The organism is Bacillus sp. P4_D3, from assembly GCF_056401855.1.
Genome location: NZ_JBFUIN010000002.1, coordinates 71,339 through 87,161, shown reverse-complemented (window position 1 = coordinate 87,161; position 15,823 = coordinate 71,339). Strand labels below are relative to the sequence as shown.

Sequence of the window (15,823 nt, the reverse complement as noted above, 5' to 3'; positions counted from 1 at the left end):
GTATAATACGCTTGGTCATATGGTACGTGAGTATATGAATAGTCAATGGATTGCAACGAATGAAAGTTATCGTTCTGGAGATCAAAAACAAATGTATTATTTGTCCATTGAGTTTTTACTTGGGCGTTTGCTAGGCAGTAACATATTAAATTTAGGCATTCGAGATGTATGTGAAAAGGGGCTTTCTGAACTTGGAATTTCTTTGCAAGAGTTAGAAGAGATTGAAGCAGATGCTGGCCTTGGTAATGGTGGACTTGGACGTTTAGCAGCATGTTTCCTCGATTCACTCGCTTCTTTAAACTTACCAGGACATGGCTGTGGTATTCGTTATAAGCATGGCCTGTTTGATCAAAAAATTGTTGACGGCTATCAAGTAGAATTTCCAGAACAGTGGCTTCTTCATGAAAACGTTTGGGAAGTAAGAAGGTATGACCAAGCCGTAGAAGTAAGTTATTTTGGAAACGTTGAACCACTAGAAATTGATGGACGTTTAGAGTTCAGGCATACAAATGCAGAAGTTATTATGGCAGTACCATATGACGTTCCAGTTGTAGGATATGAAACAAGTACTGTAAATACGCTTCGGCTTTGGAATGCGGAGCCAGTTCCTTTCCCGCAAAATTGTAAGGATATTTTGAAATATAAGCGTGAAACAGAGGCCGTATCGGAATTTTTATATCCAGATGATACGCATGATGAGGGGAAAATACTTCGTTTGAAACAACAGTATTTCCTCGTATCATCAAGTTTGCAAAATATCGTTCGTATGCATAGGGAGAGACACGGTAATCTTCGTCAGTTACATGAAAAAATCGCAATTCATATAAACGATACACATCCGGTTCTAGCAATTCCAGAACTTATGCGTATTTTATTAGACGAAGAAAAATTGACATGGGAAGAAGCTTGGCATATAACAACGCAGACGATTTCCTATACGAATCATACGACGTTATCAGAAGCGCTTGAGAAATGGCCAATTCACATTTTTAAACCGTTATTACCGAGAATTTATATGATTATTGAAGAAATTAATGAACGTTTCTGTCATGAGCTTTGGGACCGTTATTCGTACGATTGGAAGCGTATTGAGGACATGGCCATTATTGCACATGATCTTGTGAAAATGGCTCATTTAGCGATTGTTGGTAGCCATAGCGTTAACGGTGTGGCGAAAATTCATACAGAAATTTTAAAGCAGCGTGAAATGCGATTGTTCTATGAATTTTATCCAGATAAGTTTAATAATAAAACGAATGGAATTGCTCATAGGCGCTGGCTAATGAAGGCGAATCCGCAGCTGACGAATCTTATTTCGGAAGCGATTGGTGAAGAGTGGAAGAAAGAGCCAATTAAGCTGCAAGCACTGCAAAACTTCATACATGATACTAGTTTTCAAGAAAAGCTTGCAGGGGTAAAACAAGAGCGTAAGATTATTTTAGCGGAGCGCATTCATAATAAAATGGGGATCACTATTGATCCAAATTCTATTTTTGATGTGCAAGTGAAAAGGCTACATGCCTATAAACGACAGTTATTAAATGTTCTTCATATTTTATACTTGTATAACCGTTTAAAAGAGGATACTAGTTTTTCATTTTACCCGCGTACTTTTATTTTTGGAGCGAAAGCATCACCTGGCTATTATTATGCGAAGAAAATTATTAAATTAATAAATGAGCTTGCAAGAAAAGTAAATACCGATCCGTACGTAAGTCAATTTATGAAAGTTATCTTTCTAGAAAACTACCGAGTTTCTTTAGCGGAAGATATATTCCCGGCGGCAGATGTAAGTGAACAAATTTCAACTGCGAGTAAAGAAGCATCGGGAACAGGTAACATGAAATTCATGATGAATGGTGCAATTACACTCGGAACGTTAGATGGAGCTAATATTGAAATAAAAGACCGGGTCGGTGATGATGCCTGCTTCATTTTCGGCTTAACAGCGGATGAGGTTCTTCATTACTACCAAAATGGTGGATATCGTGCAAGTGACTATTATCACCACAATATGCATATTAAAAAAGTAGTAGATCAGTTAACGAATGGTTTCTTTGCACAGTCGGGAGCTGAATTTGAAGCGATTTATGATTCTCTCGTTATTCAAAATGATGAATACTTCGTTCTTCGAGATTTTAGCCCATATGCTGAAAGACAAGAAGCTGTCGGAAGGGCATACGAAAATAGGCAGAAATGGCTGGAAATGTCGATTTTGAACATTGCACAATCGGGGCATTTTGCGAGTGATCGAACAATTTTGCAGTACAGTAATGAAATTTGGGGTATTGGTAATACTGTTAAACTTTTTTAGATGAAAGCCCCTTTTGAAGGGGCTTTTATTTATTCACTTTTAAAACAGGGATACGCTTGCTTAGAAAAATAAAACGAGCTTAATGAGATTAAGCTCGTTTTACTTATTTTGCTTAAGAAAGGTAAGGCATGAACGTATATATTATACCTGTTCCGCCATATTCCCCTGTCGCAAAGTATGAAAATGTAAAGAAACCTGTAAACGAAAAAATTATTATAAGAAAAAGTGCAAAKATAAATTTTAGCATGTAAGGTCCCCTCATCCGAAAGTAATTTCATAGATTATTATAGTATACAAATATTGAATTTCCAATTGTTTACTGGTTAAAAATGAGAGGTCAGACATGTTTTGTATGTTGTAATGGAATGATTATTCGTAATGGATTTTGTATTTTTCGTAAATGTCATGTTGTGATGAACGTGTGCATATTCCCAATCACGATCATTAAAATTTATGTTTCGGGGAGGGAGAAGTGGAACGACATCGAATAAGTTGACGAAACGAAAGCTACTAGCTACTTGCAGTTTATAATAATTTCGAAAGGCGATATCTCCAACTTTTGGAGAGGCAAATGTATAAAGACCGTACTGTGCGAAGGCAGTATTTATACGTGCATCTAGTATGTGTAGTGTAGCGAGTGCACCTCCTAAGCTATGGCCTGTTGCAAGAAGTTTCTTATGGGCTGGTAATGACACGAGCATATCCATAATAGGATCCCGGCAAGATTCATAAATTGAAAGAAAGCCGTTATGGACATTTCCGCTATTTAAAGCGTATGGGTATGGCCTTTGGTTGACGAGTGAATCGATAATCCAATCTGTATCTGTTTGTGTGCCCCTGAAAGCTACAATGATCGTATCCTCAGATTCTAATATGAACCCAAACCATTCCATCGTTTGAATCGCTTTTCCTTGAAAGCCTTGTACATATTGGAATCCATCAGGTATTTCAAAAATCCCATTTTGTTTATATTGTTCATACGTTAGATCGCAGCAAGATGCTAACAGTATGGCAGTATCTTTATCGAAGGATAAAGGAGTACGCATCAAGAAAGCCCTCCTTAAGAAAAGGTATAGTTCAATATATGCAGTGAGGGACTTGATTCATTCTTTTTGAAAAAAGGCTATTTGGAAAACCAGTTGATGATCCAGAAGTTCAAAACTTTATCGGTCAGCATATGAAGGTAACTCTTAAGTATGTCGCGGAGAAGAGGCGGTGTATTCTTTAAGTGAAAAAGTAGAGGATGTAGAAGAATTTTATGAAAATAGTATAATAAGATGGCGCGATATACTTGTAATGAGGAAGTGTATAGAGAGAATATAAGTGTTTCATTTTAAATAGCAAAATAAGAGCCTTATTACAATTCACATGTAGCAAGACTCTTTAAGTTTCTTTATTAAATTCCTCATTAAAAATAGATAATAAAGGTGTTTAATTATGAAATCTGTATGTAAAAACTTTTATTTTACAAGTATTAATATATCATTTTTATATTCAAATGAATAATCGCCCGCTTTTTCTAATAGAACAGGTAAATATTCTTTTACCATTTCAGCAATCCCTAAATTAGAGGGATTCAGTATCCAATCGATTTGCTTCCAATCGAGAATACCTTCTCTAGTTTTTTTTATAGATTCACTCTCTAATATTGTATCTACTTCAAATAAATACACATATAATCCATCTTTTTTATGATCACTAGTATTCCATGTAATGATCCCCTTTGAATAGTACTGATTTACATTGAATCCTGTTTCCTCAAACACTTCACGAATTGCACCCTCATCAGCAGTTTCACCTATTTCATTTTTGCCACCAACACCGTTCCACACGCCCATAATCGGTGCCTTTTCACGATTCAACATCAAGACTTTATCCTTACTTTTTAAGAAACATACGTTATATTTAAACACTTAATCAGCCCCACATTTAAATGTATTTCTTATTTATATAAGTATATAATACAAATCCGTCAAGTACTATTTCTATACTTTATAACACTTTTATTTGTTTTTTAAACAATTTTATTATCTTATTATAGGAGGAAGAGACATGGTTTAATAAAGCGATGGAATACTATATGATTCAAAATGGTTTATACAGTCCAAAAGAAAAAGATAGTTCCCTATGAAGGAGGGGACTATCTTTTTTTAGTGTTTTATTCTTTCCCATCTAAAAGGCGACCAAGTCCACCTAAAACGCTGCCTTCACCGCTATTTTGAGCTGCTGGGCTTGTAAGGCGTGCTGCTAAGCGGCTAAGTGTTAAGGACTGAATCCAAACCGTTCCAGGACCTTCTAGCGTAGCGAAGAATAAACCTTCGCCGCCAAATAGAGCTGTTTTTACTTTTCCAACGAATTGAACATCGTAGTTAACATCTTTTGTCATTGCAACGAGACAACCTGTATCAATGCGAAGTTTTTCACCAGGTTTCAATTCACGCTTATATACTGTTCCGCCTGCGTGCATGAAAGCGAGTCCGTCACCTTCAAGTTTCTGCATGATGAAACCTTCACCACCGAAGAAACCAGTTCCAATTTTCTTTGTAAATTCGATTCCGATAGAAACACCTTTTGCCGCACAAAGAAATGCATCTTTTTGGCAGACTACTTTTCCTTGATATTCTGTTAAATCAACAGGAATAATTTTTCCAGGATAAGGAGCGGCGAATGATACGTGTCGTTTGCCATGACCTGTATTTGTAAATACAGTCATAAACATACTTTCACCTGTAACGAGACGTTTACCTGCGCCCATTAATTTACCGAATAGACCACTAGATGGTCCAGAACCATCACCGAAAATCGTTTCCATTTCGATATGATCTTCCATCATCATCATTGCGCCAGCCTCAGCGATAACGCTTTCTTCTGGATCTAATTCAATTTCAACAAACTGCATATCATCGCCATATAATTTATACTCGATTTCATGTGCTTGCATTTTTTCACCTCATCATATGTAGTAATTATATTGTACAGAAATCAACGGAATTAAAATACTGTAGTTTTGTTAATTTTTGAATAAAAATAGAATGGAAATTTAAGATTATACTAGGATTATAAAAAATGATAGGATGAAAGTATTCTCATTTGACGTTTTGGATTCAGCGTGATATAGTGAAAACACTATTGAGCTACATAATGTGGTACGGAAATAAAGCACGTTGTATTAAAGGCTGTAAGCTTGTTATACATTCATGTMCTTTATATCCACCTTTTCATGTGGATTCATAGTTTCATTTTTATTTAGGAGGTACATGACATGCAAACAGGTAAAGTTAAATGGTTTAACGGCGAAAAAGGTTTTGGCTTCATCGAAGTTGAAGGCGGAGAAGACGTATTCGTACATTTCTCAGCTATTCAAGGCGACGGCTTCAAAACTTTAGAAGAAGGTCAAGAAGTTTCTTTCGAAATCGTTGATGGAAACCGCGGACCACAAGCAGCTAACGTTACAAAAAACTAATTAGCTAGCGAAAAAAAGCATTCCGAACTTCGGAATGCTTTTTTTATGCTTTAGAACTAGACTCATCTGAAGATAATTCACCTTTAAAGGTGCGTTCTTCAAAATCATCAAGCAATTGTTCATATTCTTCATGTTCCTCTGTAGCGAAAACTTGTGGGTTTTTTCCATACATATCTGTTCCGATAAAGTTTTCGAAATCCTCTACATAACCAACATTTTCTTCACTATTTACATACATACCGTTATAGTTTTTTGAATCCTGTCTTTCTAAATCGGAGGGTGTTTCTGATGTTCCGTAATTTGCGACGTCTTGCCAAGCGTCTTCAGCATCGTATTCAACAGAATGATCTTCGTCGTGCTTGTGAAACGAAGGAGCTAGCACCTCTTCTTCAACTGGGCGCGTGTTCATATCTAATTTATTTGTAGTGTGCTGAATACACGTTGTAGCAGTTGGCATTGCTTCTAATCTTTCAAATGGAATTTCCTCACCAGACACTTCGCAAATTCCGTACGTACCAGCTTCAATTTTTTGCAGAGCATGTTTCGTATCTTCTAACTGTTTATGCCAAAATTCGATGAGTCCGAAATCTTTCTCACGTTCGTACAATTCTGTAGCCATATCACCTGGATGGTTGTCATAGCTAGACAATTCTCCTACTGAATCACGTTCAGATGCACGGTTTTCATTTTCATGAGTTTGTATCGTTTGTTCAACTTCTTGCTGTTGTTTTTCTAAAATAGATTTAAATTGATTTATTTGTTGTGGAGTTAACATAGTCGTCCACCTTCCTACAATTCGGTTTCTTTACATAGTATGAGCGTTCGGAGTAGGAATTATGAGATGAATTTCAGCTGGGAAGTTGGTATATGAAAAAAGGAGCTGCGTAAGCAGCTCCTTTTTATAGGAAGTATCCAAGCAATAATCCGATTCCCATTAGGAGACCGAAAATTGTATTTGTTTTTGCTGTTGAAATCATCGCAGGTACCATTTCCATTGGAATGCTTTTGCCGATAAAGCCTTTCGTCGCTTTAAATGCTTTCGGTGCACTTAAGAATACGATAAGCATCCATGGTGATACGATGTTAACGATGATTAAAGCGATTGTCCAAATGTAGGAAACGATGAACATAGAAGCAAGTACACCAACTGCTCTTTCGCGTCCAACGAGAATTGCTAACGTTTTACGACCATTTTCTTTATCACCATCTAAATCACGAATATTGTTAGATAGTAAAATTGCACCAATTAAAATGGAGCTTGGAATAGATAATAAAATCACTTCTGATGTTACTGCCCCTGTTTGGATAAAGAATGAAATACCAATAATAATGACACCCATAAATAATCCTGCTGTTAGCTCTCCAAATGGTGTATATGCAATTGGAATGGGGCCGCCAGTGTAAAGGTAAGCAACAGCCATACAAACAAGACCGATTGCAGCAAGCCACCAGCTAGAGTTCATACAAATATAAACACCTAATAGCGTTGCGATGCCTAAAAATCCGAATGCTAAGTTAAGCACGGTTTTTGGTTTAATGCCATCGCGGACGATAGCACCGCCGATTCCAACTGAACCTTCATGATCGAGTCCTCTTTTATAATCAAAGTATTCATTAAACATGTTCGTTGCTGCTTGAATGAGAAGGCAAGCAAGAAGCATCATAAAGAAAAGAGGAAGATGTATTTGATTTATACCTCCGACCTGCATTGCATAAGCTGTTCCGATGAAAACAGGAACGAAAGCTGCTGTTAATGTATGGGGACGTAATAAACTCCACCAAATGCGCCAGCCGGTTTGTTTACTTGGCTTTTGCGCTGTAGGAGAGGAATTCGTTTCGACGTTCATTTCCATGTTGAACCCTCCTTGGTCACATATTGTACACAATTAAGTGTAGAAAAAGCATCATTTAGTGTCAACGTTTATTTTCTAGGAAGAGAAGGTGAATTTCTCAGAAATGCTAAACGTTGACAGGCCTTTCCTTTGAGGTGTATCTTAAAATCAAGCGTAATTATGACTATTTTTCGCCCATAGGGGGGAGACAATTGTGATTCAAACGAAACAAAAAGGCTTACAAGAAGTTCTTGTTACAGCTATTAAGCGTGCGACTGATGAAAAAACATTAGTTAGTTTTGTAAAACAAATAGATTGGGTGGATCCACTTCTGTTTTATGCAGCAGGAAAAAGGGTCTCATTCGAAAATAGATGTTATTTTGCAGACCCAGCTCAGCATGTAATATTTGCTGGAATTGGCTCTGTTTTCACTATAGCAAATTCTTCTCACAAACGCTTTCAAACTGCTCGTGACGAGTGGGATAAAGTGAAAGAGAAAGCATTTGTACAAAGAGAAGGATATGAATTTGGAACAGGTCCTCTTTTATTTGGTGGATTTTCATTTGACCAAGAAAAAGAAAAAACGAATCTTTGGAAAGAATTTGATGATACCACATTTTCACTACCAGCATTTTTATTAACTGTAAAAAATGAAAAAGCGTGGTTAACCATTAATCAGTTCGTTTCAGCTGAAGATTGTGCAGAAACTCTTTATAACGAAATTATTTCTGTAGAAGAGAGAATTTTACAAGAGAGTAAACGTGCACTAGAAGGATCAAAATTAACAGTTACTTCTAAAGTAGAAGTTGATCCGAAGGGCTGGATGAATGCGATTGGAAAAGTTCAGGATGAAATGAAGCAAGGGAACGTGCAGAAGGTTGTATTAGCAAGGGAGCTAAAATTAACGATGGATCAGCATATTGATTCCGTTCTTGTTTTAGAAGCGCTTCGCATTGGGCAACCGGATTGTTACGTATTTTCTTTTGATTATAAAGGAGCATGCTTCTTAGGGGCGACACCTGAGCGATTGATTCGAAAAGAAGGCGAGAAGTTTACATCGATGTGCCTTGCTGGTTCAATTGGTCATGGCAATTCTATAGAAGAAAGTAAACAAAATGGTGAGACGCTTCTTCATGATGAAAAGAATTTGGCTGAACACGGTTATGTAGTTAACATGATTCGAGGTGTGCTAAGTGAGCATTGCGAATCTGTTAATATTCCGGAGAGCCCGGGCTTATTAACGACGAAAAATTTAATCCATTTATATACGCCAGTAGAAGCAAAAGGCGATGCAAGTCTTTTAGCGATGGTAGAAGAATTACATCCAACGCCAGCTCTTGGTGGTACACCTCGTCATGAGGCGTTGAAATTAATCCGTGATGTAGAGCTTTTAGATAGAGGATTATATGGTGCCCCAATTGGCTTTATAGATGATGAAGGAAATGGTGAATTTGCGGTTGCACTTCGCTGCGGATTATTAAACGGCGAGAAAGCATCCTTATTTGCCGGCTGTGGTATCGTAATTGATTCAGTAGCGCAGCTTGAATATGAAGAAACAAGTTTGAAGTTTAGACCGATGCTTGGTGCTTTGGAGGAATTAATGAAATGAACAATCATATAGAAGCATTATCATATTATTTAGGCGCGTTCGTGGACGAACTGACGCGTCTAAATGTATGTGATGTTGTTATTAGTCCAGGCTCACGGTCAACGCCGATTGCCTTACTAATGGAACAACATGAAGGAATAAAAACATATTTACATGTAGACGAAAGATCAGCAGGATTCTTTGCGCTTGGTATTGCGAAAGCAAAAAAACGTCCTGTTGCACTATTATGTACGTCAGGGACGGCAGCTGCGAACTATTATCCAGCTGTATGTGAAGCGTTTCATTCACGAGTGCCGCTTATCGTATTAACGGCGGATAGACCGCATGAATTACGAGATGTGGGTGCACCACAGGCGATGAATCAATTTAATTTATACGGTACTTTTGTGAAGCAATTTATGGAGATGGCACTTCCGGAGGCGAGCGAAACGATGTATCATTACGCTCGTATGACGACTCAGCGTGCGATAGCAAGCGCACTTCTAGCACCGCAAGGACCTATCCATCTCAATTTTCCGCTTCGCGAGCCGTTAATCCCAGATTTTTCATTAGAAAGCTTATGGGATAAAGGGCGTGGTGAATATACAGGAGTAGTTCAGCAAGGAAATGTGACGATGCCGAGTGACTATGTAAATTCTCTTGTGGGGCGCCTTTCAAATATGGAAAAGGGGCTTATTATTTGTGGAGACGGCAGTCATCCAGAAATCACAGAAGTTGTTATGAAAGTAGCTGAGAAAACAGGGTATCCAATTTTAGCAGATCCACTTTCTAACCTCCGTAGTGGTAATCATGATAAAACGATGATTATAGATTGTTATGATACATTTTTACGAAATGAATTGTTAAAAGAAACGTGGAAGCCGAATGTTGTAATTCGTTTCGGCGGAATGCCTGTTTCTAAAGCATTAACGCAGTTCATAAAGAAGCAAACGAAGGCAGTTCATATCGTTGTTGATGAATCCGGACAATGGAGAGATCCGGCTGTTGTTGCGACAGAAGTGGTACAAGCAAGTGACATTGAATTTTGCAGAGCATTACTAGAGAAAATGCCAGTTATGAAAAAGAATGATTGGTTCGGAATGTGGAAACATATAAACGAGAAAACGAGAGAAACACTTCGTGAGATGGAAACATATGAAACAGCATTTGAAGGAAAAGTAATTACGGATATTGTACGTGTATTACCAGAAGGGGCAACGTTATTTGCGAGTAATAGTATGCCAATTCGCGATACAGATTCATTTTTCTTCACATCGGATAAAAACATTCAAGTAATGGCGAACCGCGGTGTAAATGGTATTGATGGAATTATTTCAACTGCTTTAGGAGCGAGTATTATTTGTGATCCGCTCGTATTAGTAATCGGTGATTTATCATTTTATCACGATTTAAACGGATTATTAGCTGCAAAATTACATGAATTAAATATAACGATTGTTGTTGTAAATAATGATGGTGGAGGTATTTTCTCATTCTTACCACAATACGAGAAAAAGGAACATTTCGAATCATTATTTGGAACACCAATTGGGCTTGATTACGAGCATGTTGTCAAAATGTATGGTGGTTCATTTAGCCGTGTAGATGGATGGGAAAACTTCCGAGAAGAAGTACAAACTGGAACGACAACGAAAGGATTACACGTTGTGGAAATTTGTACGAATCGCGAAGAAAACTTGAAATTACATCGTGAATTATGGGCAAAAACAATGGATGTTATTACTACATCTTTGCAAGGTGAATCAAAATGAAAGTAACATTGCAAGGTGTATCGTATGAATATGAAGTAGCCGGAAGCGGGGAACCACTTCTACTTCTTCATGGTTTTACGGGAAGCATGGAAACGTGGCGTTCCTTTATTCCTTCTTGGAGCGAGCAGTTTCAAGTCATTCTAGTAGACATTGTTGGACACGGGAAAACGGAAAGTCCTGAAGAGGTGACGCATTATGATATTCAAAATGTGGCGCTGCACATGAAGGAACTACTGGATCATCTTCATATTGAAAATGCACATGTACTTGGCTATTCAATGGGTGGTAGACTTGCGATTACGATGGCATGCTTATATCCAGGATATGTGCGTTCTATTCTTTTAGAAAACTGTACAGCTGGACTTGAGAGTGAGGAAGAGCGAAAAGAACGCAAGGAAAAAGATGAACGACTTGCCGATAAAATCGAGCAAGAAGGTATCCGAATTTTTGTATCGATGTGGGAAAATATTCCGCTATTTGAAACGCAAAAACGTTTAGCGCAAAACGTAAAAGAAGCGGTGCGAAAAGAACGACTTGCTAATAATCCAAAAGGACTTGCAAATAGTCTTCGCGGCATGGGAACAGGGGCTCAGCCTTCATGGTGGAACGAATTGCAAAACTTAAAAATGCCTGTCCTTTTACTGAATGGAGAAAGCGATGAAAAGTTCTTTCGCCTATTAAAAAACATAGAAAAATGCATCCCTCGCGCGAAATTTGTCAAAATTGATGGTGCTGGCCATGCAATTCATGTGGAACAACCGGAAAAGTTTGATACAATAGTAAAGGGATTTCTAAAAACTATGCAGTGATGCTTTTTTCAGCAAGAAGGAAGTTGCACTTATAGAGGAGATCAGAAATATAAAAGGAGGTAATAATAATGACTATTGAATGGGTAAAAGAAGGCAATTACGAAGATATTATTTATTCAACATACAATGGCATCGCAAAGATTTCGATTAACCGCCCTGAAGTACATAATGCATTCCGTCCTAAAACGGTAATGGAGTTAATCAATGCTTTTGCGCACGCTCGTGATGATGCAAATGTTGGCGTTATCATTTTAACAGGTGAAGGTGGACGTGCATTCTGTTCTGGCGGCGACCAAAAAGTTCGCGGTCATGGTGGATATGTAGGTGACGACCAAATCCCACGTTTAAACGTATTGGACTTACAACGTCTAATTCGCGCAATCCCTAAACCAGTTATCGCAATGGTAGCAGGTTATGCAATCGGTGGTGGACACGTACTTCATATCGTATGTGACTTAACAATCGCTGCAGACAACGCTGTATTCGGACAAACAGGTCCTAAAGTAGGAAGCTTTGACGGTGGATACGGAGCTGGTTATTTAGCTCGTATGGTAGGCCATAAGAAAGCTCGTGAAATTTGGTACCTATGCCGTCAATATAGTGCACAAGAAGCGCTTGATATGGGCTTAGTAAACACAGTTGTACCATTAGAGCAACTTGAAGCAGAAACAGTACAATGGTCACAAGAAATTTTAGCAAACAGCCCAATGGCACTTCGTTTCCTAAAAGCTGCATTCAACGCAGACACAGACGGTTTAGCTGGTATTCAACAACTAGCTGGAGACGCAACGTTATTGTACTACACAACTGACGAAGCAAAAGAAGGCCGCGACGCGTTCAAAGAAAAACGTACTCCGGACTTCGGTCAATTCCCTCGTTTCCCGTGATCAAACCAAAAGCGGAAGCGGCTCGCTTAGAATGTGAGGGGGATGGAGCTTCTGACGTAGAGGCGATTTTTGCCTCGTAGGAAGAAGTGAAGCCACCGAACATTYTAGCCGCTGTAGCTGGATGGAACCAAAAGCGGAAGCGGCTCGCTTAGAATGTGAGGGGGATGGAGCTTCTGATAAAGAGGCGCTTTTTGCCCCGTAGGAAGAAGTGAAGCCACCGTCTAGCCGCTGTAGCTGGATGGAACCAAAAGCGGAGCCGACTGTTTAGCCCCGCACACAATGTGAGACGCAGCCCGAAGATCAAAACCGGAAACAAAACAACTAAGAGACTTGATTTTATATCAAGTCTCTTTCTTTCATGAAAGGAGAATGAATAATGGAGACGATGCCGAATTGGTTAATGCAACGTGCATTTTTAACACCAGATCGCACTGCAATTGAAATAGAGGATGAAAAGGTTACTTTTATGCAGCTGCATGAAAAAGTAGTATCTGTTTGTGAACAACTTTCACATGTAGGAGTGAAGCGGGCGCAAAAGGTGGCTGTTCTGATGAAAAATGGTATGGAGATGATTACAGTTATTCACGCCTTATCTTACGTAGGTGCAGTAGCTGTGCTTTTAAATACGCGTCTTTCAAGAGAAGAGCTACTTTGGCAAATGGATGATGCTGAAGTTGTTTGTTTAGTGACGGATCAAGATTTTGGGGCTAAGGATGTTCCCGTATATTCATTTGCTGAAGTGATGAATGGACCGAAGGCGGAAGCATCTATACAAGAAGAATTCTCTTTAGAAGAAGCGATGACAATTATTTATACGTCAGGGACGACAGGGAAACCGAAAGGCGTTATTTTAACGTACGGTAACCACTGGGCAAGTGCAGTCGGTTCCGCGCTTAATTTAGGGCTTCGCGAAGATGATTGTTGGTTAGCTTGTATGCCAATGTTCCATGTTGGCGGGCTATCTCTTTTAATGAAAAATATTATGTATGGTATGCGCATTTTACTCGTTCCGAAATATGATGCTAATTTTATTCATAAAGCACTTCAAACGAGAGGCGTTACGATTATTTCTGTCGTTTCTAAAATGTTAACAGATTTATTAGAACGACTTGGAGAAGGAACATATCCATCTTCTTTACGATGCATGTTACTTGGGGGAGGACCAGCGCCGAAACCATTATTAGAAACGTGTGTGGAAAAAGGAATTCCTGTGTATCAAACGTACGGTATGACAGAAACGTCGTCGCAAATTTGTACGTTATCAGCAGATTATATGTTAACGAAAGTAGGATCAGCTGGAAAACCTCTATTTCAATGCCAACTTCGTATTGAAAAAGACGGCGTAGTAGTGCCGCCCCGTGCTGAAGGTGAAATTGTTGTAAAAGGACCGAACGTAACAGGTGGCTACTTTAACCGTGAAGATGCGACGCGTGAGGCAATCAGAAATGGTTGGCTTCATACTGGCGACCTCGGTTATTTAGATGAGGAAGGATTTTTATACGTATTAGATCGCCGCAGTGATTTAATTATTTCTGGCGGGGAAAATATATATCCAGCTCAAATTGAAGAAGTATTGCTCTCTCATCCAGCGGTAGTGGAAGCTGGTGTTGTCGGTATGAAGGACGAAAGTTGGGGCCAAGTACCAGCTGCTTTTATTGTAAAAAGTGGAGAGGTAACAGAAGAAGAAATTCTTCGTTTTTGCGAAGAGAAATTAGCGAAATATAAAGTGCCGAAGAAAGCGTGTTTCTTAGAGGAATTACCACGAAATGCTTCGAAGAAATTGTTAAGAAGAGAGTTAAGACAATTAGTGGAGGAGATGTAGGTGGAAATAAAAAAGGCAACACTTTATATAACGGAAATGCCGCTCGTTATCCCATTTGCCGCAAGTTACGGAACTTACGAAAAACGTGAAAGTATCGTCATTGAATTAGAAGATACGGATGGATATGTTGGTTTTGGGGAAGTCGTTGCGTTTTCTGAGCCTTGGTATACGGAAGAAACGGTGAAGACAGCGCTACATGTACTTCAGGATTTTTTATTACCAGATTTATTGAAAGCTGAAATCTCTCATCCGAATGAAGTACCGTCTTTGTTCCAACATATAAAGAGAAACCGAATGGCAAAGGCCGGAATTGAAGGTGCTGTTTGGGATTTATATGCGAAGCGTCAAAAGCAGTCATTAGCGACATTACTTGGTGGAACTAGGACTGAAATTGAAGTCGGCGTTGTGATTGGGATCAATACGATTCCGGTTATGTTAAAACAACTCGAGAAGTACGCGCAAGAAGGATACGAGCGCTTTAAAGTGAAAATAAAGCCGGAACATGATTACGAATTACTGAAAGAAATTCGCAAAGAGTTTCCGAACATCCCGTTAATGGCTGATGCGAATTCAGCTTATACATTAGCGGATACGGAGAAATTGAAACGACTAGATGAATTTCAATTGATGATGATTGAACAACCGTTAGCGGATTATGATTTTCTTGATCATGCACAACTGCAAAAGAAAATTGAAACGCCGATTTGTCTAGATGAAAGCATCCATAGTTTAGAAGACGCACGTGTTGCGATTACACTTGGTAGTTGCCAAATCGTTAATATTAAACCGGGGCGAGTGGGCGGATTAACAGAATCCATTCAAATCCATAATTATTGTATGGAGCATAATATCCCGGTTTGGTGCGGCGGTATGGTGGAAATGGGGATTTCACGAGCGCAAAACGTTGCGCTTGCTTCATTGCCGAACTTTACGATTCCTGGAGATATATCTGCTTCTAGCAGACATTGGGAGAAAGATATTATTTCACCGGAAGTGATGCTTGAGGGCGGAAAAGTAGTGGTACCGCAAAGCGTTGATGCTGAGTATGAAGTAGACCGCGGAAGATTGGCGGAAATCACGAAGCAGCGGATTATTTTGGAGAGGTAAATTTAATCTTTAATCAGGATGCCCACAAATAGCGGGAGGATTTTGTCGTTAATTGTCGGTAAGTCGATATAATTCAATAATCGCTGATATAAWTYGAGTTACGGKCGATATAWTTKAAAAATCGCCGATATAWTTCAAGTTGYGKKCGATATATTYRRAAAATCGCCGATATAATTTCATTTACTATCACAGTACAATCGAGCGTATGAAAACAGAATGGAGTAGGGGG

13 protein-coding genes and 1 pseudogene are annotated in these 15,823 nt (G+C 38.8%); 9 read left to right on the top strand and 5 right to left on the bottom strand.

The window, feature by feature from the left end:
* Positions 1 to 2,314, top strand: a 2,314-nt coding sequence (locus tag AC1DTM_RS00905; protein WP_476999958.1) for a glycogen/starch/alpha-glucan phosphorylase, incomplete at its 5' end; no start/stop codon positions are given.
* Positions 2,315 to 2,637: 323 nt separating this feature from the next.
* Here AC1DTM_RS00905 and AC1DTM_RS00900 read toward each other — a convergent pair.
* Complete coding sequence (locus tag AC1DTM_RS00900; protein WP_002112553.1) at positions 2,638 to 3,360, bottom strand: lipase family protein; 723 nt, start codon at positions 3,358 to 3,360, stop codon at positions 2,638 to 2,640.
* Between the two features lie 71 nt (positions 3,361 to 3,431).
* Between AC1DTM_RS00900 and AC1DTM_RS00895 the strand changes: the two are divergent.
* A pseudogene (locus tag AC1DTM_RS00895) lies at positions 3,432 to 3,580 on the top strand (MerR family transcriptional regulator); the annotation flags it as partial.
* Positions 3,581 to 3,774: 194 nt separating this feature from the next.
* On the opposite strand, the gene AC1DTM_RS00890 reads toward AC1DTM_RS00895, so the two are convergent.
* Positions 3,775 to 4,227 carry an NUDIX hydrolase gene (locus tag AC1DTM_RS00890; protein ID WP_033714891.1) on the bottom strand — a complete coding sequence of 151 codons (453 nt, stop codon included), beginning with the start codon at positions 4,225 to 4,227 and terminating at the stop codon, positions 3,775 to 3,777.
* Positions 4,228 to 4,472: 245 nt separating this feature from the next.
* Entirely contained in the window at positions 4,473 to 5,255 is a 783-nt protein-coding gene (locus AC1DTM_RS00885) for a TIGR00266 family protein (protein WP_002160055.1), read from the bottom strand.
* A 321-nt stretch (positions 5,256 to 5,576) separates the two neighbouring features.
* Between AC1DTM_RS00885 and cspD the strand changes: the two genes are divergently transcribed.
* A complete protein-coding gene (gene cspD, locus AC1DTM_RS00880; RefSeq protein ID WP_001193051.1) occupies positions 5,577 to 5,777 on the top strand; it encodes a cold-shock protein CspD in 201 nt (66 codons plus the stop codon).
* Positions 5,778 to 5,820: 43 nt separating this feature from the next.
* Here cspD and AC1DTM_RS00875 read toward each other — a convergent pair whose 3' ends face one another.
* Positions 5,821 to 6,552, bottom strand: coding sequence for a yteA family sporulation protein (locus tag AC1DTM_RS00875; protein WP_002112546.1), 732 nt, complete (start codon positions 6,550 to 6,552; stop codon positions 5,821 to 5,823).
* A 124-nt stretch (positions 6,553 to 6,676) separates the two neighbouring features.
* Positions 6,677 to 7,630, bottom strand: coding sequence for a 1,4-dihydroxy-2-naphthoate polyprenyltransferase (locus AC1DTM_RS00870; RefSeq protein ID WP_002112545.1), 954 nt, complete (start codon positions 7,628 to 7,630; stop codon positions 6,677 to 6,679).
* Between the two features lie 193 nt (positions 7,631 to 7,823).
* Here AC1DTM_RS00870 and AC1DTM_RS00865 point away from each other — a divergent pair, with 193 nt between their 5' ends.
* From AC1DTM_RS00865 to menC, 6 genes are all read left to right on the top strand, one after another.
* On the top strand, positions 7,824 to 9,218 hold the full coding sequence (locus AC1DTM_RS00865) for an isochorismate synthase (protein WP_016106491.1): 1,395 nt from the start codon (positions 7,824 to 7,826) through the stop codon (positions 9,216 to 9,218).
* Positions 9,215 to 10,969 carry a 2-succinyl-5-enolpyruvyl-6-hydroxy-3-cyclohexene-1-carboxylic-acid synthase gene (gene menD, locus AC1DTM_RS00860; RefSeq protein WP_016106490.1) on the top strand — a complete coding sequence of 585 codons (1,755 nt, stop codon included), beginning with the start codon at positions 9,215 to 9,217 and terminating at the stop codon, positions 10,967 to 10,969. The genes AC1DTM_RS00865 and menD overlap by 4 nt, the downstream gene beginning before the upstream one ends.
* Positions 10,966 to 11,778: a 2-succinyl-6-hydroxy-2,4-cyclohexadiene-1-carboxylate synthase gene (menH, locus tag AC1DTM_RS00855; protein WP_016106489.1), complete on the top strand. Its 813-nt coding sequence runs from the start codon at positions 10,966 to 10,968 to the stop codon at positions 11,776 to 11,778. Before menD ends, menH begins: the two co-directional genes overlap by 4 nt.
* 68 nt (positions 11,779 to 11,846) lie before the next feature.
* Positions 11,847 to 12,665: a 1,4-dihydroxy-2-naphthoyl-CoA synthase gene (menB, locus tag AC1DTM_RS00850; RefSeq protein ID WP_002112539.1), complete on the top strand. Its 819-nt coding sequence runs from the start codon at positions 11,847 to 11,849 to the stop codon at positions 12,663 to 12,665.
* Between the two features lie 376 nt (positions 12,666 to 13,041).
* Positions 13,042 to 14,487 carry an o-succinylbenzoate--CoA ligase gene (locus tag AC1DTM_RS00845; RefSeq protein WP_016106487.1) on the top strand — a complete coding sequence of 482 codons (1,446 nt, stop codon included), beginning with the start codon at positions 13,042 to 13,044 and terminating at the stop codon, positions 14,485 to 14,487.
* Positions 14,488 to 15,594, top strand: coding sequence for an o-succinylbenzoate synthase (gene menC, locus AC1DTM_RS00840; protein WP_016106486.1), 1,107 nt, complete (start codon positions 14,488 to 14,490; stop codon positions 15,592 to 15,594).
* The last annotated feature ends 229 nt before the right edge of the window (positions 15,595 to 15,823 follow it).